Source organism: Paenibacillus tyrphae (assembly GCF_027925525.1).
In the GTDB taxonomy this organism is placed as follows: Bacteria; Bacillota; Bacilli; order Paenibacillales; family NBRC-103111; genus Paenibacillus_G; species Paenibacillus_G tyrfis_B.
Genome location: NZ_BSDJ01000005.1, coordinates 1 through 17,632 on the forward strand (window position 1 = coordinate 1; position 17,632 = coordinate 17,632).

Here is a 17,632-nt window from a genome sequence, read left to right on the forward strand (position 1 = left end):
TCTTAACAAACCCGCCAAGCATGGCGGCCTACTTATCCCGTGTCCGGTACACAACCAGGATCGTGCTTCTTTGATATTCCCCTTTGTCGGGTTTGCTCTTGATAATGGACCCGTAGCTTATACTTACAATTTGATCTTCCGACAATGTGGCCAGAAATTCATTGCAGCTTTTTTCGGCAAGCCTGACGTCGGAATCAAGAAACTCTTTCACTTGAATCATGCTTTTCACCTTTCTTGGCTTATGATTTTGACCCGTCATACATTAAATGTAAAAAACCGCTTTCATGCAGTAAGGCATCCCGCCCGATAGAGTGGAATGCCTTACCAAATTGACCATAACATATAACAACTATGGAGTCAAACCTGCTAGATTCTAACGATGAATCCTATCCTATTGTGGAAATGAAATTTTGAATTGGTTATGATAGAGGGAAGCCATACATGCAAGAACCGGACCGAGGAGAGGGCGTTCATCCAAATGAGATATAACGGCATTCGTGAGATCATCGGTAGAGAGCCTTCGAGGCATCAATTTGAAAAAATATCGGAAGCGGAGCTGGAAAAAGAAATCATCGACGGGATTCCGCAAGATTTTGTTGATTTTTTGAAAGAAATCGGTCAGGGGACTTTGGCTGATGAATTTTTCCAATTTTTCGGCTGTTTAGTGCAGGCTGATGAGTTTTACGATGAACTGTATCGTGAAGAAGACCATGAAGAGCTCAAAGACGTCTTGTTATTTGGACGTAAATGTACCGGCGATGCGGTAGGTTTTTGGACAACGGAGGATTGGTCTATTGTCGAGGTATGGCACGACGATGATCTAACCCTTCATCCCGTAGAGGAAGCGACTTTTGAGGAATATATCAAACATTTGTTTGCACCCAAAGGAGAATAGTAATGGATGAGAAATTGCTTAAAAAAATTGTAATGAACGTCCCTTTTTCCTACCCGCTGGCGGAAGGAACCACGATTCAAAAAAATGCCAACGACCCGAAGCTGCAAGTGAAGTGCTGCTATCTTACCGTCGTAAATAAAAGCGATCATACGGGAATCGAGGTCTTTATTAAACCGGACACCTATTTTTTGATTACGAAGGCCACTTATAATTATGATACCTTTGAAATGACCGTGGTCAGGGAGCTGGAGAATATCTCCGTTCACTATAGTGAACTTCCGGATTATATCGGGCAAGAAAATATGAGCCTGATTGACGACCGGCTGACTTATTATTTATTTAAATCCCTGTAGCGGGTGAAAATACATTTTTCATGATGAGGATCATGACGAATGTATTTTTCGTATTGGCGAAAAAAGGTAATTTTAACGGGAGCGTGGGGACTTCATGGCCTGGATACTGGATAATGCCGTTGACCGTCATAAAGAAGCGCCATATACTTTCTATATTCCGAGTGATGAAGTCTTGGACCGGCTGCAGGCGGGCGACTTGGTTAAGCTCATCTTTATGGCGGAGGAAACGCTGGATAACGGCTGCGGAGCCGAAAGAATGTGGGTGAAAATCGTCGAGCGGCATGCTTCCGATTTCCGTGGGGAACTGGTCAATCATCCGGTATACTTACAATCTCCGCAATATGGAGATATGATTTGCTTCAACTCGGTACATATTTGCAGTACGCAACTAGAGGACCCGAGCTCGAAGGAAATGGATTATTATTTTGACTACAAGGTGATCGTGAGTAATGACGTTCTGGAGAGAGAACAATTTAATTTTATGATGAAAGATGACCCGAACAATGAACATGACACGGGATGGGTGTTTTTCAGCGGGTACGAGGATGACGACTATAATGCGGACAGCACAAATTTTCAAGTCGTTTCCTTGGGGGTCGTATTAAATATGGACGATTCGATCATTCCCTATCTGGATGCCGCGCCTCCGAGCGCCTACGAAAGAGATTTGGAATCCGGCAAGTTTGTATTCGTCGAAGATTATGATTGGGACGCGTACTATGATAGTTAGCTTCGAAGTTTAGGAATAAAGCTTGCCAAAAGGGGTCATATAAAATGGTAGAATGTCCAAACTGCGCAAAGCCTACGGCATTTCAAAGGCACTGTTCCCATTGCGGAACAATTATACAGCATACGGTCGAAGAGAAGTTCGAGCTGCTTAGCGAAGCTGTCGAGAAGGCACTCAAGAAAGAACGCCAAAAGCGAAAAAAGAAGAGGCGGATCAAACTGCTTATTGCCGCAGTCGTCATTTTGCTGGCCGTTTATGTTGGAGTAAAAAGCGTCGGATCGTAAAACATGAGAAGGGGGGGGGCAAGCCATGAAAAAAGATGAGTTTGGGAACCGGATGAAGGAGTATGAGCATGCGTTTCGGCACAGCTTGCCGCGCCGTCTTCCGATTATCGTCAGAATCGACGGCTGTCATTTTCATTCTTTCACCCGTGGCATGAAGAAGCCATTTGACGAGACATTGACCCACGCTTTGTGGGAAACGTGCAAGTACCTTGCGCAAAATATTATGGGATGTAAAATTGTTTATCATCAAAGTGACGAGATTTCCTTATTGCTCACCAATACTGATAAGTTAACGACCCAGCCATGGTTCGAAAACAATATCCAAAAGATCGTTTCCGTATCTGCCTCCATGGCGACGGCAAAGTTTAACGAAGAGATGCGAAAGATCGATCCGGATAAGCCTTTGGCGACCTTTGACAGCAGGGCATGGGTGCTCCCGCACGATGAAGTGACCAATTATTTTGTGTGGAGACAGCAGGACGCCACGAAAAACAGCATATCGATGGTGGCCCAGGCCAACTTTCCGCATAAGGAACTGCAAGGACTCGATGGAAAGCAGCTTCAAGACAAGCTTTTCCTGGAGAGAGGCATCAATTGGAACGATCTGCCCGTATGGCAGAAGCGCGGAGCATGTATCACCAAGCAGCAGTATTATAAAGGCGAAGCTTTAAGAAGCAAATGGGATGTGGACCACGAGACGCCGATCTTTTCACAGCACAGGGAGTACGTGAATCAGTATGTTTATTTGGATAAGGGGGAGTAGGCTTGGAGTGCGTCCTGTTCATTGGCATTCAGGCTTCCGGCAAATCGACCTTCTACAAAGAAAAATTTTTTAATACGCACATCCGAATTAACTTGGATATGCTGAAAACAAGACACAGGGAAGACATCTACGTGGCTGCCTCCATCGAAGCGAAGCAGCCTTTCGTTGTTGATAACACGAATCCTACAGCCGAGGACCGAAAAAAGTATATTGAGGCCGCGAAGCAGGGAAGGTTCAAGGTAACCGGCTATTATTTCGAGCCGGATTTTGCGGAATCCATGAAGCGCAATGAACTGAGGGCAGGGACCGAAAAAATCCCGGAAATCGGCATAAAAAGCGTCCTTAAGAAATTGACCCCGCCCAACGTCGATGAGGGATTCGATGAATTATACAAAGTGATTTCGCAGAACGGCAAATTTATCGTATCAGAGCTATAACTTTATAAAAGGAGAGTGTGTATGTCGGATTTAGCCAAAGCGATCCTCATCGCTACAGCCGCTCATCAAGGTCAGTTGGATAAAGGCAATCAGCCTTACATTCTTCATCCGTTGCGTTTGATGCTAAAAGCGCCGGATAACGACTCAAGAATCGTTGCCGTTCTGCATGACGTTATCGAGGATACGGACGTGACGATTGAATCCCTCAGGCAAGAAGGCTTTGCAGAGCGTCTTCTGGAGGCTCTCGATTGTCTCACGCGTCGAGACAATGAGACCTATGAGGAATTCCTTCAGCGAATCAAGCCCAATGCTTTAGCCAGATATGTGAAGCTCTTGGATCTGGAAGACAACCGGGATGTCCGAAGAATAAAGAACCTTTCGGAAAAAGATTTCGAGCGCCTGCAAAGGTATGAGAAAGCCGTAAATTACTTACTTTCCAGAAACCCGTAACTCCTTAAGTTACCGTAATTTTTCTTAGCGCCGTTAACGTACGCAGTCCGGCGAGCAGATGTCTTCGTTCGGACTCGTTCATCATGAATTTCACGCCATAATGATAGAGCGCGTTCGTAGATTGCAACTGCCAGCGAATCGAACCGTTGAGCTTCAAAAGCTCTTCTTGCAGCTGCACATGCAGAATGATCTGCAGCTTGTTGCTGGCCGCGTTCAAATTCAAGGGAGTCACGATTTTGCACCCCGAGTTGCTGATATCCATCAAGGTTGCTTTGACCGGCGTGCTCGACGTTGAATTGCCGTTAATATTCGTGACTTCGAAATAGCAGACGATCGGAGAATTTAAACTATATCTAAAAGCATCGCTTCGCTTGTTATGATTCATGATGCACCGCCTTCAATAGTATTGGATTGCTGCCCCACAATTGGTATGGTTTATACATATATCGGTAATTTTGATCATTTATTTAATGTTTTAATGATAACTATAAAAATTGCCTGACTGAAGTCAATTATGTTCCCTCATATGTCAGCTTTACAAATCTACAAAAATAGATATAATGATGCGTATGGATCCTTTATTGATATATAAAGCATTGTCTAACGAAACTCGTCGTCAAATTATGGTGTGGTTAAAAGACCCGGAGCAATATTTCGATAAAACCCCCTATATCGAACACGGGATCGATTTCCGCATCGGCGTGTGCGTATCGGATATTCAAGCGAAAGCGGAGCTTGCCCAATCGGTCGTATCCAACTATTTGTTAACGATGCAAAAAGCCGGCTTGTTGGAAGCGGAGCGGTATGGGAAGTGGACGTTTTATCGTCGGAACGAAAAGACCATTCAGCAATTTGCCGAGTATATTCGGACCGAACTTTAGAAAGAAAGGAGGGGCGCTCTTTTTTTTATTTTTTTGCATATTCATATCTATATATATGTATTTAAAGATTACACGGGGAATGGAGATTTGTGAGAAATGAACAAGATCAATCCTTTGCTTATCCTAGTTCTTGCATTAGGCGTATTCGGAATTATCACGACGGAAATGGGAATTGTCGGGGTGCTGCCCCAGGTTACACAGAAATTCAACATCTCCGCCTCGCAGGCCGGATGGCTGGTCAGCATATTTGCTTTGGTCGTCGCAATCTCAGGCCCGTTCCTGACGCTGCTCGCCTCTGGCATGAACCGCAAGTTTATTCTACTAACCGCAGTGCTGTTGTTTGCGATTTCCAATATCGTTTATGCATTTACGACGAGATTTGACGTCATGCTTGCTTTCCGCATTATTCCGGCTATTGTTCATCCCGCTTTCTTTTCCGTTGCGCTTGTCACGGCAGCATCGCTCGTTTCTCCGGAGAATAGCGGCCGGGCGGTCACCAAGGTTTTTGCCGGCATTACGGTCGGGTTTGCCTTCGGCGTGCCGTTGACTTCCTATCTGGCGGAGAAGGTCTCACTGGAAGCCGCTTTCCTGTTCGGGGCCGTCGTCAGCCTCGTGGCCTTTATCGGGATTTGGGCCTGGCTTCCCTCGATGCCGGTTCAAACTAAGCTGTCTTATGGCGCACAACTCGGTATTTTACGCAAGCCGGCGTTGTGGCTAAATATCGCCGCAGTGACGAGTATATTCGCCGCGATGTTCTCGGTGTACAGCTACTTCGCCGAATATCTCGGGCAAGTCACCCATATGAACGGCTCCTGGATCAGTATGATGCTGATGGTCTTTGGAGTGATCATGATTTTGGGCAATTTCTTATTCGGAAGCTTTTTGCAAAAGAGCGTTCTTCGTACGACGGTCCTCTTTCCTGTAGTTTATGCTGCTGCTTACCTGCTGATTTATTATGCGGGAGGTTATTTCATTCCCATGATCGTGATGATCCTGCTGTGGGGGATCGTGCATTCCGGCGGGCTTATTGTCAGCCAAAGCTGGCTCATGACCGAGGCGCAGGCGGCTCCCGAGTTTGGCAACAGCCTGTTTGTCTCCTTCACGAATCTCGGCATAACGATCGGAGCGTCGGTCGGCGGCTGGTTTATCGGGCAGTTGGGAATCCATCAATTGATGTGGAGCGGGATCGGGTTTGCTCTGCTGGCTTTCCTGCTCATCACCGTAAAAATAAAACGATACAGCACGAAAGCTGTGGTCAAGGAGCAGGGAACTGCGACGCCGTAGCTGGTCACGCTTTAGCCGCAGGATTTCGTAGCAAGTTTTTTCTTTCTTCCCAGTATGCTAAACTTAATAACGTAAGGAATGTGACCTCTAGGACCAAACTCGGAAGAAAGGAGCTCTACCGATGCAAATTTCCGATTTTCTGTTTCCCAAGGACAAAGTGGCCTATATCATCTCGTCCGCTACGATGCAGGAGGCCTTGGACAAGCTGGAGCAAAGCCAATACACGGCCATTCCCGTGATTGATGGGGAGGGGAAATACATTGGCACCCTCTCGGAAGGGGATCTATTCTGGAAAATGAAGAAGACCCCCGGATTGAGCTTTCAAAACTTGGAAATAATTAAAGTTCATGAAATTAAACGTCGTATTCATAATGAGAGCGTTTCGATTAAGGCGCACCTGGACGATATGCTTCATCTGGCTGCCGATCAGAACTTCGTTCCCGTCGTAGACGACAACCGGATCTTTATCGGGATCATCCGGCGCAAAGATATCATCGAGTACTATACGAACAATATTACGGATTAACCCGTTAGGGCAAGCCGGCGTCCAGGTGAGGGAACGATGGATTATACCATTTTGCCGTTTTGGGAATCAAGCATTTGCTTCCAGTGGGTAGCTGGGTCTCGGTGAGAGTCGAGCAGTAGTTCTCCCTGCGAATCAGCTGGGACGAGTTGGGGGACTGGAATGAGTTGGACGAAGACTTGCTCAAAGGGGGATTTGTGCAAGACTGCCTTATGGAATTGGACGAGGAGCTGACGCTGGACCGGGAGAAGATGCTGGAATATTTTAAAGCCGGCCGTTCTGTGCTCATCCCGGACAAGATCAAACCGGCGGAAGAACCGGACATTCCTTTTCCGTTCGACAACTCCGAAATCAGCACCGGGAACCTGAGGAGGAACGATACGGAATCCCGAACGTGAGCCTGCATTACAGAGGGTGTTATATCGAAGGGGAGGATACGGAGTGGTACTCGCTCGACGATACTTCTCCCGAGCCGTTTCGTCTTTTGCTGCAGCGCGGCTGGCCTGCACTGCTGACTGCCGTATCCCGGTTCGAATATTACCGCAGCATGTTAAGCCTGAGCAAATTAGCGAGGTCCTCTCCCTGCCTCTGGTAGAACCGTATGACGATTTCTATGACGAGGAACAGAGCGGATTCTGGTGCGGCAGCGTATATGCCGGATTCAGGCAACCTGGCGTGGTGCGGGACGGAGAGGACATGGAAATTTATCATTTATCAGTGGAAAAATGTGCAAACGGGTCCGAAACCGTCGAAATCCTTAATCAGGCCAGCAACGGGTATGAGTACAGGGCGCTGCCGTGTGGGATGAGGAAAAGCTGAAAATCGCCTGCCGGCTATTTCGTATTGCAGAGAAAAAGCTTTTTTCTCTCAATCAAAAATTGTCGCCGGACACATCCCTCATTTGGCAGAATCCTTTGCCGTCAAGTACTGGAAGGAAAAGGGCTACCTGAGATCTGAACGATGATTGGCCTAAGAACGCACTCATAAAGAGTATTACATATTTGAAATCCGGAGAAGTCCCCTCGAAGTCGACACTCTTGAAAGAGTGAGCTTGGAGGGGATTTTTTTATGGCAAAAAAGCGACATCTTACAACTACTACATATAAGTATAGTAGATTTATAGTTAAAAAATTGTAAATTAGTATAATAATGTTGATATATTGGTAATATTATGCTATTTTGAGTTTAGTATATTGTGCACATTATACTAAACTATCATTAAGGAGTGACTTTATGAAAAAGCTTTTGATTTCCGCTATGGTTACACTCACCTTGATGGCCCCTACAAACATTTTTGCAGCTTCGCCCGATTCTGTTGCTTCCATTGCAGCGGCTGAAAATAGCGGCTCTGCTTGGGTTGCGAGATTCCCCGGTTCCAAAAGCGTCGATGATCTGAATGACCCGTTTAAAAGCAACGTTAAAAGATTCATAGCCGCACTTCAAGAGGCAGGCATTTCGACAAGTATCGAATCTACTTATAGACCGGAAGAACGGGCTTATTTGATGCACTGGTCGTGGAAGATTGTGAATAAGAAGGTGAGCCCAAAGGATGTGCCTGCCAAGGCCGGCGTCAATATCAAATGGGTACACGATAATGATGATGCCAATTACAGCAAATCGATCGCCGGAGCAAAAGCAATGGTCAACGGCTACGGGATTTCTAACTTGAACGTCGCACCGGCGCTGAATTCCAACCATACCGCAAGAAACGCGATAGATCTTGGTACGTCTTGGTCGAAGTCCAGCGTTGTGATCAAGGATGCGAATGGCAAAAAAGTAACGATCGATTCCGGCGCCAAAAATAGTACAAACGCAACGTTGATTTCCGTAGCCAAAACGTATGGCTTGGTCCATTACACGCCTGTAAATGACGATAAAAACCATTTTTCTCCTAACGGGCACTAATTCCATTCGAGAGTCGAATTTATTCGGCTCTTTTTTATTGTATTAAAAAACTTGACATATCGATAATTTGCGATATTATAATGTGTATGGAGCCGATTGAAATTTTTAAAGCATTGTCCAACGAGTCCAGGTTGCAAATTTTGCATTGGTTGAAGGATCCCGAAAAACATTTTACGCCCCACGAAGGGATTGATATGAGGAAAATCGGGGTATGTGTGAGTCAAGTCACGGAAAAGCTGAAGATGACACAGTCCACAGCTTCCCAATATTTAGCGATACTCGAGCGGGCAGGTCTGATCACGACCGAACGTATCGGCAAGTTCACGTACTACAAACGCAATGAGGATACGATACGCGAAATCGGTGCATTTTTTAACAATGATATCTAACGACAACAAAACTGAATGCTCTCCTGAGGATTCGGTTTATGTCCGGATTATATATCGATATATTATAATATATCGATATTTTTTAATCATAACACATCGATAATTTATAATATATAGATGTGAATAAATAAGGAGTGGTGAAATTGAAAGCGAGCACTTGGAAAGTTTATTTTTTGGCCATTGTTAGTTTTTTGGTAGGGACATCCGAGTATGTCATTTCGGGTATTCTGGATAAGATCTCGGATACGATGGGGATCTCGATTACTTCGGCTGGGCAGCTTGTTACTGTTTTTTCATTTGTGTACGCGATTTGCACTCCCATCCTGATGGCGCTGACAGCAAAAATGGAGAGGCAGAAGCTGCTCGTTGGTGCGCTAGGAATCTTCGTATTCGCCAATATTTTGTCTTTTGTTTTGCCGGGATTCGGACTTTTTGTCCTTGCGCGCGTGATCATGGCTTTAGGCGCAGGAATGGTTGTTGTCACCGCCCTGGATATAGCAGCGAAAATAGCACCCGAAGGTAAACAGGCCAGTTCTATTGCAACCGTGGTAATGGGGTTCACGACGTCATTAATTATCGGTGTTCCTCTCGGACGCATGATCGCTGCGGCATACGGCTGGAAATCGGTGTTCGGTTTCATCGCCATAACGGGGCTTGTGGCCATCTTTGTTCTATATAAAACGATCCCGCGAGTGAAAGGGGATGCCCCCGTACCTTTATCCAAGCAGCTTGCTCTTCTAAAAAACAAAAAAGTGGCGCTTGGACTCTCGATCACTTTCTTCTGGCTTGGCGGTTACTCTATAGCGTATACTTACATTTCTCCTTATCTTCTCAAGGTTGCCGGCTTGAATGAAGAAGTGCTGAGCGGAGTCTTATTGGCGTTCGGCGTGGCCAGCTTAATCGGCTCCAAATTCGGCGGCTACAGTACGGATAAATGGGGAGTTTCTTCCACGTTGACCGGGGGCATGCTCCTACACATCGCGGCTCTCATTTTACTCTCTGTTACCATTGCTCTAACGAATTCTTGGTTGTTCGCTGTCGCCGTACTTGTATTATGGTCATTTGCAGCGTGGTCATCCGGTCCTACGCAGCAATATAATTTGATCCGAATCGAGCCGAATTATTCGGGAGTCATGCTCGGACTCAACCAATCCACGATGCAATTATCGATGGCAGCAGGAGCGGGGATTGGCGGCCTCGTCGTCGATCGGGTATCGTTATCATCCATTCCGTGGTTCGGGACGATCGGTGTAGCGATTGCAGTCATGGCCTCGTTTGTATTATTTTCATGGATAAGAGGGGAGTCAAGAAAAGCAAGCAAGCCGCAGAAACCTGTTCTGTCGGACTGATTCGGTTATTCAGGTGCTCCCTGAATGATCAATCGGCAAACCAGCGGGAGGTTTTCATCTATGGTGGTGGCCGCGAGGCCATGTGGGATTAGACTGAGATAGCAAGTTATAGACTGTCGCGCCGGCAACGGTGGCCGGGAAGCATGGCTGCAGTTGGGCCCTGGTTCTTCCGGCGAAGCCGGCTTTGCGGTCGACCGAGTAGTCTAATGTAGTGTAGTGCTTAGGAAAACAAATAAGCCCATAACCGTATTTTGGAAGCAAATTAATTTTCCAATTTATAAGGATATGGGCTCTCTTTGATTCTAAATAGGCAGTGTAGGCTCCCGTAACTTATAAAACATCATCATCTGCTAATTCATCGGCCTGGAGTTCGAAAGCTTCTAAATTAGCCGGGATCTTTAATCTTACTTTATCGCCTTCTAAAGTAACCCCATTTTACCGGCATGTTTGAAAGGATCATACGGTTCATTGTTTTTATGCAAGAGTAGAATACATGGGCGATTTTACCACAAACATGAGCTAATGCTTTTCTCTTTGCCATTCCTCTTTCAACTAATCGCTTATAGTTTGAATTCTAAGTATGTTGAGAAACGCTCTATGTCGCCAATTGCACCGATAAATGTACACAGCTTAGTATTTTTGTATAAGGATGAGGACTATATCCTTTTGATTGATCACCATAAAGTAATGAATTTTATCTGTTCATCCATACTAATTACCGATTAAAGTTTTCTTGCTTTAAAAACGAAGGATAAGGGAAACATTTTCGCATTGAAAGCAGAATGATATTGCTGTTCAACTTTACTCTCACTTTCAAGGGTTTGTTTATCAGTTTCTTCTATCATTTGCTCAATAAAAAAACCTGCTTTAGATAAAGCGTTAATATACGTTGAAATTTTCCTTTTGCTGAGTGAAACATCAAAGCCGTATTTTTCAAACGTAAAAAGATTTTCATCGTAATAAGAGCTTTTAACTACAAGATTATCTTCTTCAATTTCCATACATCTCATAACAGGGTGATCCCAGCTAAATATAAAAGTACTACCTTTTTTTAAATAGGATGCAATTAAATTAAATGTTTTTTGTAAATCGGTAGTCCAGCCGATTGCATATATTGAATAAACAATATCAAAATACCCCATCGGTAAACCTGGATTCACTTCCATGGGACTATTGAATAAATGTGCTTCATATCCGCAATCTTTTAAAAAATGGGTTGCATTTTCAATTTGCTGTGTTGACATATCAAGTCCCCAAAGTTCCGATGCATTATGGTCACCATGATATTTAAGAGAGTGCCCACTTCCACAACCAATTTCAAGAACTTTTTTACCAGACACATCACCAAACAAATGTAAATCTTCTTCGGATGGTATCAAGCATCCGAGTTCTGGCAGTGCAGTTACACCGAACCATTTGTCAGCAGTATTATCCCAAAACTTTTTATTTTGTTCTAAAACCCCATTATTATCAAGAGTGTTTTTTCTTGAACTTAATAAAATATTGCTCATTTAAACATCTCCTTAATTCTTGGTTCCGAATGTTACCTATCGTAAAATATAATATCTTTTTTTACAAACCTCAAAAACGCATGTTCGCTATTTTGCATAGATTTACACATTCGCATTACAATGCCTAAATTTAGGATTTTCAGAAAATAATAACTCTGTTTATCTCTAAAAACCTTGGATTTCCCCATCTTTCCTCTGTTAGTACATTGAGCTAAACTGCCCGTCCCTCGGTTCAATAGAAAGGACGTTCCCGCGTCTTCACTTGGGCCACGTCCTCCTCATTGCATGCCTTTTTCCAATTATTAATTAAAGAACATACGCGGGTAACATGTAATGCTCTAAAAAGAGCTTTATCTTAGTCTAAGCACTAAGAAAACACTTTATTTTTCTGGGACACCCATGTTTTTGGCGTCTTGTAGATAGAGGATACTCGCAAAAGCAAAGCGAATATTAAAGAGATGTAGAGGTGATTCGGATTGGATAAAAAAATGATTTTTGAGGCACGTTCCGAAAACATTAAACGGGACTTAGGGGTTAACCCGATCGTAGTGTTTGGGGAGGAGGCCAGAGAAAAGACAAAAAAATACGGTGCTTTGTTTAATTAGAAGCAGAGGCGGCGAGAATAAAGCGTCAACTAGTTCAGAACAAGTTTTCATGCGTACTTATGATTGCTGCGGATCTGATTTTCGTTTTCTTAGTGGTTTTTCTTGCCCGGTTCCTGATCTAGTGGTATGATTTGGCGTCAAACGAAAAGTTAAAACATTGGAGTAAGGAGGTTTCTTTTTGAAAGTTGAGCCAAATTTTCCGGATACGGTCGTCGTGTTAGTGAAACATGTAGGAAAATATACGTGGTATGTGAGTGAAAAAGAATTATGGATTATGGATTTATTAGAGTTAGATAATGCCTTCCGCAGAAAGTTCAATCAACCTGAAGTAACTGAAACAAAGGCTGATTATGAAGAGCGGGAAGGATGCGAAATACTATCCGAAAAAAATATAGCACAATTTCAGGAAGCTATGAAAGAGTATAAAGTAAGCTATACAGAATTGATTGACTATTTTAATTTATATTCCGAGGTTTACTTGGATGGAGTGAGTTCAGCTGTTGAAACTTCTTTTTATTTGGATTTTGATAATAAAATTTTCTACTCCTTTTTTAAAGAACCTGGATCTTATGAACAGTTTGTTCCAACTGGCTGGAGGGGGATTTTTGAAGAGGACGTCCAAAAAGTAATTCCGGAAAATGCCAAACGGAATCGAGTGCGTGCAGATAAATCTGATTATGATTCGATATGAACATCCGAAATATTGATAGTGATAAATCGAACAATAAAAATCTACTTAGAGGGTGTATTCAAAATGAAAAATAAAACAATTTCTATAGCTACGATTCTATTTGTACTATTCATTTTATATTTTAACAAAGGCTGGATTGTAACGAATCTTTCAACACCGGCAAACAACGAAGCTGAAAGCGCAATTGTACTGAATTTTCCATTGGATCGTTTTCCGGAAACTGGCGCCCACATAAAAGCGGCGATCGAGCGTGGGAAATCCTCCATCTGTACAATCGACAGAAAAGGCGCTGAAGCCAATCGAAAAGAATCTCTAAAAGGCGTGCCTGTAAAGCCTAGTTTGGATCGAGACGAGTTCCCTATGGCCATGTGCGCAGAAGGCGGCAAAGGAGCCGATATCATGTACATAAGCCCTTCCGACAATCGAGGAGCCGGATCTTGGGTAAGCAATCAATTGGAAAAGTATCCCGATGGGACGCGAGTGAGGATTGTTGTGAAATGAAGTACGGCCAATGGCTCTAGTCCATTGGCACCGCATAAAAGAAACGAATGAATAGCAGCTCTTGCTATTCATTTATTTTGCTAATCGCTATGGTGTTTGTTAACTTATGAATCGAGTAACCATTCAACATAAATTGAACAATACTGTCGTTAAATTTTACTTCGGAGCCTTCTTCAAATGTAAACTTATAGGCTTCCAAAGGATTGTCGGTATGTTTAAGATTACGCATTAGCTCAAATATGGCATGAACCGGGTCAACAAATAAGTAGCCGCGATCAGGATGATGCAGTAAATAATTCACGCTTTGCTCAATAATCTTATGCATTTTTACTCACTCGCTCCAATCAATAAGCAATTTATTTTTTGCGGTAAGAATGAAAGCACAAAAAGTATATCACAATTTTTGGAATTGGTCATTAGACATTTTGATGATTATTACAATAGTACGTAATAAATTCATCATTTTACGAAAAAAACTACGATTTTTTTGGGGCATAGTAACAAACAAGCCGCAGTATTTTAATCAATTAATATTTTATTCGGTCATATATTCAATCAGACATTTTGCAATGAATTCCTTATAGTTGGGCAATTCTTCGCACAGCCATACTTTTCCTAATTCCGGCGGCACGTACATGGCATTCCGAGCTTTGGCAAAAGAAGCCGCCCAACTCAGGATCTCCTCCGAATTCTCGTACCCTAAGTAGTAAACCGGCTCGATTGCTTTCTTTAATAACGGTTCGATTAATGTTGGTTTGTATGTGGCGATCGATGAAAGAAACGAGAAATACCCTTCTGCTGCTGATTCACAATTGTAGCTGGGAATCCAAGAAACAAATTTTCCAACAAGATCGGCATCAGCTATAGTAGTATCCCCGTCTTCGATCCTTCGTTGAATCTGTTCCATTTCTTGATAGGTTGGCATGGATTCATCTCTCCTTACAAAATTCTATTTATACCATCGACGAAGCTATCGTACTGTACCTTGCCTCGACTCAAACTTCAGTTCCATTTCCCTATCATTATAATCGGCAATCCTTGGTTCCGTTGAAAACAAAAAATGTTCATTTTTTGTTTAGTTCGACCTTATATATTAATTTAGGTCTTAAATATACAGGAGAGGATGAAAAAAGATGTATCCGTCGTGGAAGAAATATGCGGCCGAATTTATCGGGACTTTGGTACTCGTGCTGATCGGCTGCGGAAGTGCAGCTACGGCAGGGGGCGAGTTGGGGTATCTTGGAATTGCCTTCGCTTTTGGTCTGTCCATCGTTGCGATGGCTTATGTGATCGGTCTGATCTCAGGATGCCACATTAATCCTGCCGTTTCACTGGCAATGCTCATACGCGGGAGGATGCCCCGAAAGGAATTTCTGGGTTATGTGATTGCTCAAACTGCCGGAGCCGTTATGGGATCGGCGCTGCTATCCGCGATTATCCAATCAACAGGCAAGCCCGTAGCCAGCCTGGGGCAAAACGGATTCGGCGAAGGGTACGGCATTGGAATAACCGGTACGATGGCATTCATCGTGGAAATCGTTCTGACGTTCATTTTCATTTACACCATTCTGGGAGTTACGTCCGATGCTGCTAACAGTCATGTTGCAGGTCTTGTTATCGGCTTGTCGCTAGTGCTGGTTCACATTCTGGGCATCGGCCTTACCGGTACTTCCGTTAATCCGGCCAGAAGCTTCGGACCGGCAGTCCTGTTGGGCGGGGAAGCCTTAGCGGAACTATGGGTATTTATTGTGGCTCCTCTGATCGGAGGGGTATTGGCTGCCATTGCGTACCGGCGGTTGAATGTCAAAATAGAATCGTGATTCAAGAGGCGCTGAGCAAAATCGGCGCCTCGGTTTATTTTATTGATTTTCTAACATCACCCCTCCGATAGAAGGCGGGGGTTTTTGGCGTTCCCTTAGCCCATTGACATTATTGTGCTTATTGTATATTCTGTGTATGTGAAAGATACACAGTTAAAATTTGTGGAGGCCCCATGAAAATTATTATTTCGAATACGTCCGACCCGCCGATCTATCAGCAAATCAAAGATCAAATCAAGGACGCCATTATTCGCGGTGAATTAAAAGAAGGAGAAATGCTTCCTTCGATACGTGCCTTGGCCAACGATCTGCGCGTAAGCGTCCTTACGACCCGAAGAGTATATGACGAACTTGAATCGGAAGGATTTATTACGACTAAAGCAGGCAAAGGGTCATTTGTCGCCAAGGAAAACTTTGAGCTGCTATTGGAATCAAAACGGCATATGGTTGAAGTCAAGCTCACGGAAGCGTGGAAAACCGCCCGTTCGTTGGGCATCAGCAAAAGCGAATTATATGCCATGATGGATTTGCTGTTTGAGGAGGGGGAAGAATGAAGCCCATTTTAGAGGTAGCAGGACTGAAAAAAAACTTGGGGAATTTCAGGCTGGACGATGTCGGTTTTTCTTTGATCGAGGGCTGTATTACCGGATTCATCGGGGTGAACGGCGCCGGAAAAACGACAACCATCAAACTGATTCTCGGATTAATGCTGAAGGACGCGGGAGCGATACAATTTTTCGGAAAAGATGTTCAAAAGAACGAACGGGAATTCAAAAACCGTATTGGGATTGTCCTGGATGAAGGTTATTTCTATGACGAGTTAACCACGCTGGAGATGAAAAACATTGTCGCCCCGGCCTATTCCAATTGGGATAACGCCTTGTTTAACCGGCATATGGAACGATTCGGGTTACCGCTGAATCAAAAAATAGGGACCCTTTCCAAAGGCATGCGAATGAAATATGCCATCGCATTGGCGATTTCCCATCAGGCGGACTTACTAATAATGGATGAACCGACGAGTGGACTCGACCCGCAGGTGAGATTGGAATTAATGGACATCTTGCTCGACTATGTGAAGGACGGGAAAAGCGTCTTTTTATCTTCGCATATCACTTCGGATTTGGATAAAGTTGCGGACGCGCTAATTTTAATTGATAACGGTCGAATCGTTTTCAGTGAAGAGAAGGATATCTTGCTAGACAGACATGGATTCGTGAAAGGAGATCCTAACGAGCTGAATGAGGCTACAAGAAAAATGTTTTTAACCTTGCACGAAACCGAGTATGGTTTTTCCGGCGTGACGAACGATAAAGCGGCCGTGCGCCAGCACATGAAACATGCGCTCATTGAAAGGCCGACCATTGAAGATATTATGTTAGGCTACATTAGGAGGTGACCCGATGCTTTTACATCTTGTGAAAAAAGATTTCCTGCTCGCAAAAAAATATTGGATCATTATGCTGCTTGCAGCAATGGTGCTCCCGGTCTTCATGCATACGAAGCTCGACTTCATTGCAGGGGAGTTTCTGCCTTTTTTTCTGAGTACGCTGTACATTATTTTTTTGCTATACAGTACGGTTTCCATGATGGAATATAAATATAAAGGCTCATCGCTTCTATGTGCGACCCCGTATACAAGAAAGACGATCGTGATGTCAAAGTATTTTTTTGTCGCTGCCATTTTTATCGGTTGCTGCGGTTTGTACACCGTTGCGGCTCTGATCAGTCCGGTGAAAGTCGGGTTGCTCGCTCTATCTGAGATAGGCCGAACGTTCTTCGTGCTAAGCATCATTTTCGGAGTCATGATCCCGGTTCAATATCGTTTTGGTTACGAAAAATCGAGATATATATTCTTTTTTCTGATCTTCCTGACGCCTTTCGTATTGCCGAACATCATGAAAGTAATACAACAAAATGGAGCCGTATTCCCGGTCTCGCTGCCTTTTTCGCCATTCGTGCTGGACTTGCTCTTTGTTTTACTGGCGTTTGTGATCGGGGGAATCTCGATGGTCCTGTCCATTCGGATTTTTTCTAACAAAAATCTGTGATATTCTAGGGGAGCATAGCGATGAACTTCAACCGGAAAACGATCTTTTACTGTTTATTAGGGATAATTCTTGCCGCGAGCGCTTTGAGCCAAGTTATAAATAAGAGTTACCTTGCCATATTTCCGATCTTCGGTTCCGTTGCTTTTTTTGTGAATGCTTGGCGAGCGAATAATAAGTAATTTATACTAATCATATATATACTTACCTGAAAGG

The 17,632-nt window shown here is 43.8% G+C and carries 26 protein-coding genes; 21 read left to right on the forward strand and 5 right to left on the reverse strand.

Annotated features, from left to right (window positions below; translation table 11 throughout):
- Window positions 1-28: 28 nt before the first annotated feature.
- Window positions 29-259, reverse strand: a complete 231-nt coding sequence (locus QMG93_RS07160) for a sporulation protein Cse60 (protein WP_309299656.1) — start codon at window positions 257-259, stop codon at window positions 29-31.
- Between the two features lie 219 nt (window positions 260-478).
- Between QMG93_RS07160 and QMG93_RS07165 the strand changes: the two genes are divergently transcribed.
- From QMG93_RS07165 to QMG93_RS07195, 7 genes are all read left to right on the forward strand, one after another.
- Window positions 479-895 carry an SMI1/KNR4 family protein gene (locus QMG93_RS07165; RefSeq protein WP_281934894.1) on the forward strand — a complete coding sequence of 139 codons (417 nt, stop codon included), beginning with the start codon at window positions 479-481 and terminating at the stop codon, window positions 893-895.
- A gap of 2 nt (window positions 896-897) precedes the next feature.
- Entirely contained in the window at window positions 898-1,248 is a 351-nt protein-coding gene (locus QMG93_RS07170; RefSeq protein ID WP_281934896.1) for a hypothetical protein, read from the forward strand.
- 94 nt (window positions 1,249-1,342) lie between these two features.
- Window positions 1,343-1,978 (forward strand): DUF2185 domain-containing protein, encoded by a 636-nt coding sequence (locus QMG93_RS07175; protein WP_281934898.1) that lies wholly within the window; start codon window positions 1,343-1,345, stop codon window positions 1,976-1,978.
- 44 nt (window positions 1,979-2,022) lie between these two features.
- Window positions 2,023-2,259: a DUF2116 family Zn-ribbon domain-containing protein gene (locus tag QMG93_RS07180; protein ID WP_281934900.1), complete on the forward strand. Its 237-nt coding sequence runs from the start codon at window positions 2,023-2,025 to the stop codon at window positions 2,257-2,259.
- A gap of 25 nt (window positions 2,260-2,284) precedes the next feature.
- Window positions 2,285-3,022: a tRNA(His) guanylyltransferase Thg1 family protein gene (locus tag QMG93_RS07185; protein ID WP_281934902.1), complete on the forward strand. Its 738-nt coding sequence runs from the start codon at window positions 2,285-2,287 to the stop codon at window positions 3,020-3,022.
- 2 nt (window positions 3,023-3,024) lie between these two features.
- Window positions 3,025-3,459, forward strand: coding sequence for an AAA family ATPase (locus QMG93_RS07190; RefSeq protein WP_281934904.1), 435 nt, complete (start codon window positions 3,025-3,027; stop codon window positions 3,457-3,459).
- Window positions 3,460-3,480: 21 nt separating this feature from the next.
- Window positions 3,481-3,909 carry a GTP pyrophosphokinase gene (locus QMG93_RS07195; RefSeq protein ID WP_281934906.1) on the forward strand — a complete coding sequence of 143 codons (429 nt, stop codon included), beginning with the start codon at window positions 3,481-3,483 and terminating at the stop codon, window positions 3,907-3,909.
- Between the two features lie 4 nt (window positions 3,910-3,913).
- Here the strand turns inward: QMG93_RS07195 and QMG93_RS07200 are convergent, their stop codons facing one another.
- Window positions 3,914-4,294 carry a PilZ domain-containing protein gene (locus QMG93_RS07200; RefSeq protein ID WP_281934908.1) on the reverse strand — a complete coding sequence of 127 codons (381 nt, stop codon included), beginning with the start codon at window positions 4,292-4,294 and terminating at the stop codon, window positions 3,914-3,916.
- A gap of 184 nt (window positions 4,295-4,478) precedes the next feature.
- On the opposite strand from QMG93_RS07200, the gene QMG93_RS07205 reads away from it, so the two are divergent.
- The 8 genes from QMG93_RS07205 to QMG93_RS07240 all read left to right on the forward strand — a co-directional run bounded on the left by QMG93_RS07205 (window position 4,479) and on the right by QMG93_RS07240 (window position 10,240).
- Complete coding sequence (locus QMG93_RS07205) at window positions 4,479-4,790, forward strand: ArsR/SmtB family transcription factor (RefSeq protein ID WP_281934910.1); 312 nt, start codon at window positions 4,479-4,481, stop codon at window positions 4,788-4,790.
- 96 nt (window positions 4,791-4,886) lie between these two features.
- Window positions 4,887-6,074 carry an MFS transporter gene (locus tag QMG93_RS07210; protein WP_281934912.1) on the forward strand — a complete coding sequence of 396 codons (1,188 nt, stop codon included), beginning with the start codon at window positions 4,887-4,889 and terminating at the stop codon, window positions 6,072-6,074.
- 121 nt (window positions 6,075-6,195) lie between these two features.
- The gene (locus QMG93_RS07215; RefSeq protein WP_281934914.1) at window positions 6,196-6,600 is read left to right on the forward strand and encodes a CBS domain-containing protein; all 405 of its coding nucleotides are present in this window, start codon (window positions 6,196-6,198) and stop codon (window positions 6,598-6,600) included.
- A gap of 164 nt (window positions 6,601-6,764) precedes the next feature.
- Window positions 6,765-6,995, forward strand: a complete 231-nt coding sequence (locus QMG93_RS07220) for a hypothetical protein (protein WP_281934916.1) — start codon at window positions 6,765-6,767, stop codon at window positions 6,993-6,995.
- Entirely contained in the window at window positions 6,992-7,192 is a 201-nt protein-coding gene (locus tag QMG93_RS07225; RefSeq protein ID WP_281934918.1) for a hypothetical protein, read from the forward strand. Before QMG93_RS07220 ends, QMG93_RS07225 begins: the two co-directional genes overlap by 4 nt.
- A 638-nt stretch (window positions 7,193-7,830) precedes the next feature.
- Complete coding sequence (locus QMG93_RS07230; RefSeq protein ID WP_281934920.1) at window positions 7,831-8,502, forward strand: hypothetical protein; 672 nt, start codon at window positions 7,831-7,833, stop codon at window positions 8,500-8,502.
- An 86-nt stretch (window positions 8,503-8,588) separates the two neighbouring features.
- Window positions 8,589-8,891 carry an ArsR/SmtB family transcription factor gene (locus QMG93_RS07235; RefSeq protein WP_281934922.1) on the forward strand — a complete coding sequence of 101 codons (303 nt, stop codon included), beginning with the start codon at window positions 8,589-8,591 and terminating at the stop codon, window positions 8,889-8,891.
- A 143-nt stretch (window positions 8,892-9,034) separates the two neighbouring features.
- On the forward strand, window positions 9,035-10,240 hold the full coding sequence (locus QMG93_RS07240; RefSeq protein ID WP_281934924.1) for an MFS transporter: 1,206 nt from the start codon (window positions 9,035-9,037) through the stop codon (window positions 10,238-10,240).
- A 722-nt stretch (window positions 10,241-10,962) separates the two neighbouring features.
- Here the strand turns inward: QMG93_RS07240 and QMG93_RS07245 are convergent.
- Window positions 10,963-11,751, reverse strand: coding sequence for a class I SAM-dependent methyltransferase (locus QMG93_RS07245; RefSeq protein WP_281934926.1), 789 nt, complete (start codon window positions 11,749-11,751; stop codon window positions 10,963-10,965).
- A 783-nt stretch (window positions 11,752-12,534) separates the two neighbouring features.
- Here QMG93_RS07245 and QMG93_RS07250 point away from each other — a divergent pair.
- Window positions 12,535-13,047, forward strand: a complete 513-nt coding sequence (locus tag QMG93_RS07250) for a hypothetical protein (RefSeq protein ID WP_281934928.1) — start codon at window positions 12,535-12,537, stop codon at window positions 13,045-13,047.
- A gap of 63 nt (window positions 13,048-13,110) precedes the next feature.
- Window positions 13,111-13,548 carry a NucA/NucB deoxyribonuclease domain-containing protein gene (locus QMG93_RS07255; protein ID WP_281934930.1) on the forward strand — a complete coding sequence of 146 codons (438 nt, stop codon included), beginning with the start codon at window positions 13,111-13,113 and terminating at the stop codon, window positions 13,546-13,548.
- Between the two features lie 64 nt (window positions 13,549-13,612).
- Here the strand turns inward: QMG93_RS07255 and QMG93_RS07260 are convergent, their stop codons facing one another.
- A complete protein-coding gene (locus tag QMG93_RS07260; protein ID WP_054975508.1) occupies window positions 13,613-13,873 on the reverse strand; it encodes a hypothetical protein in 261 nt (86 codons plus the stop codon).
- 210 nt (window positions 13,874-14,083) lie between these two features.
- Window positions 14,084-14,473: a hypothetical protein gene (locus QMG93_RS07265; protein ID WP_281934935.1), complete on the reverse strand. Its 390-nt coding sequence runs from the start codon at window positions 14,471-14,473 to the stop codon at window positions 14,084-14,086.
- A 208-nt stretch (window positions 14,474-14,681) separates the two neighbouring features.
- Between QMG93_RS07265 and QMG93_RS07270 the strand changes: the two genes are divergently transcribed.
- From QMG93_RS07270 to QMG93_RS07285, 4 genes are all read left to right on the forward strand, one after another.
- Window positions 14,682-15,368, forward strand: coding sequence for an aquaporin (locus QMG93_RS07270; RefSeq protein WP_281934937.1), 687 nt, complete (start codon window positions 14,682-14,684; stop codon window positions 15,366-15,368).
- A 173-nt stretch (window positions 15,369-15,541) separates the two neighbouring features.
- On the forward strand, window positions 15,542-15,922 hold the full coding sequence (locus QMG93_RS07275) for a GntR family transcriptional regulator (protein WP_216793713.1): 381 nt from the start codon (window positions 15,542-15,544) through the stop codon (window positions 15,920-15,922).
- The gene (locus QMG93_RS07280; protein ID WP_281934942.1) at window positions 15,919-16,767 is read left to right on the forward strand and encodes an ABC transporter ATP-binding protein; all 849 of its coding nucleotides are present in this window, start codon (window positions 15,919-15,921) and stop codon (window positions 16,765-16,767) included. The genes QMG93_RS07275 and QMG93_RS07280 overlap by 4 nt, the downstream gene beginning before the upstream one ends.
- Before the next feature lie 4 nt (window positions 16,768-16,771).
- Window positions 16,772-17,419 carry an ABC-2 transporter permease gene (locus QMG93_RS07285; protein WP_281934944.1) on the forward strand — a complete coding sequence of 216 codons (648 nt, stop codon included), beginning with the start codon at window positions 16,772-16,774 and terminating at the stop codon, window positions 17,417-17,419.
- Window positions 17,420-17,632 lie beyond the last annotated feature (213 nt).

Bases quoted from the DNA above. Each gene is read 5' to 3' on its own strand.
- QMG93_RS07170 (WP_281934896.1), top strand. From the start codon at position 898: ATGGATGAGAAATTGCTTAAAAAAATTGTAATGAACGTCCCTTTTTCC.
- QMG93_RS07230 (WP_281934920.1), top strand. From the start codon at position 7,831: ATGAAAAAGCTTTTGATTTCCGCTATGGTTACACTCACCTTGATGGCC.
- QMG93_RS07185 (WP_281934902.1), top strand. From the start codon at position 2,285: ATGAAAAAAGATGAGTTTGGGAACCGGATGAAGGAGTATGAGCATGCG.
- QMG93_RS07235 (WP_281934922.1), top strand. From the start codon at position 8,589: ATGGAGCCGATTGAAATTTTTAAAGCATTGTCCAACGAGTCCAGGTTG.
- QMG93_RS07215 (WP_281934914.1), top strand. From the start codon at position 6,196: ATGCAAATTTCCGATTTTCTGTTTCCCAAGGACAAAGTGGCCTATATC.
- QMG93_RS07280 (WP_281934942.1), top strand. From the start codon at position 15,919: ATGAAGCCCATTTTAGAGGTAGCAGGACTGAAAAAAAACTTGGGGAAT.
- QMG93_RS07260 (WP_054975508.1), bottom strand. From the start codon at position 13,873: ATGCATAAGATTATTGAGCAAAGCGTGAATTATTTACTGCATCATCCT.
- QMG93_RS07175 (WP_281934898.1), top strand. From the start codon at position 1,343: ATGGCCTGGATACTGGATAATGCCGTTGACCGTCATAAAGAAGCGCCA.
- QMG93_RS07195 (WP_281934906.1), top strand. From the start codon at position 3,481: ATGTCGGATTTAGCCAAAGCGATCCTCATCGCTACAGCCGCTCATCAA.
- QMG93_RS07210 (WP_281934912.1), top strand. From the start codon at position 4,887: ATGAACAAGATCAATCCTTTGCTTATCCTAGTTCTTGCATTAGGCGTA.
- QMG93_RS07160 (WP_309299656.1), bottom strand. From the start codon at position 259: ATGACGGGTCAAAATCATAAGCCAAGAAAGGTGAAAAGCATGATTCAA.
- QMG93_RS07180 (WP_281934900.1), top strand. From the start codon at position 2,023: ATGGTAGAATGTCCAAACTGCGCAAAGCCTACGGCATTTCAAAGGCAC.
- QMG93_RS07270 (WP_281934937.1), top strand. From the start codon at position 14,682: ATGTATCCGTCGTGGAAGAAATATGCGGCCGAATTTATCGGGACTTTG.
- QMG93_RS07275 (WP_216793713.1), top strand. From the start codon at position 15,542: ATGAAAATTATTATTTCGAATACGTCCGACCCGCCGATCTATCAGCAA.
- QMG93_RS07255 (WP_281934930.1), top strand. From the start codon at position 13,111: ATGAAAAATAAAACAATTTCTATAGCTACGATTCTATTTGTACTATTC.
- QMG93_RS07200 (WP_281934908.1), bottom strand. From the start codon at position 4,294: ATGAATCATAACAAGCGAAGCGATGCTTTTAGATATAGTTTAAATTCT.
- QMG93_RS07265 (WP_281934935.1), bottom strand. From the start codon at position 14,473: ATGCCAACCTATCAAGAAATGGAACAGATTCAACGAAGGATCGAAGAC.
- QMG93_RS07205 (WP_281934910.1), top strand. From the start codon at position 4,479: ATGGATCCTTTATTGATATATAAAGCATTGTCTAACGAAACTCGTCGT.
- QMG93_RS07245 (WP_281934926.1), bottom strand. From the start codon at position 11,751: ATGAGCAATATTTTATTAAGTTCAAGAAAAAACACTCTTGATAATAAT.
- QMG93_RS07165 (WP_281934894.1), top strand. From the start codon at position 479: ATGAGATATAACGGCATTCGTGAGATCATCGGTAGAGAGCCTTCGAGG.
- QMG93_RS07285 (WP_281934944.1), top strand. From the start codon at position 16,772: ATGCTTTTACATCTTGTGAAAAAAGATTTCCTGCTCGCAAAAAAATAT.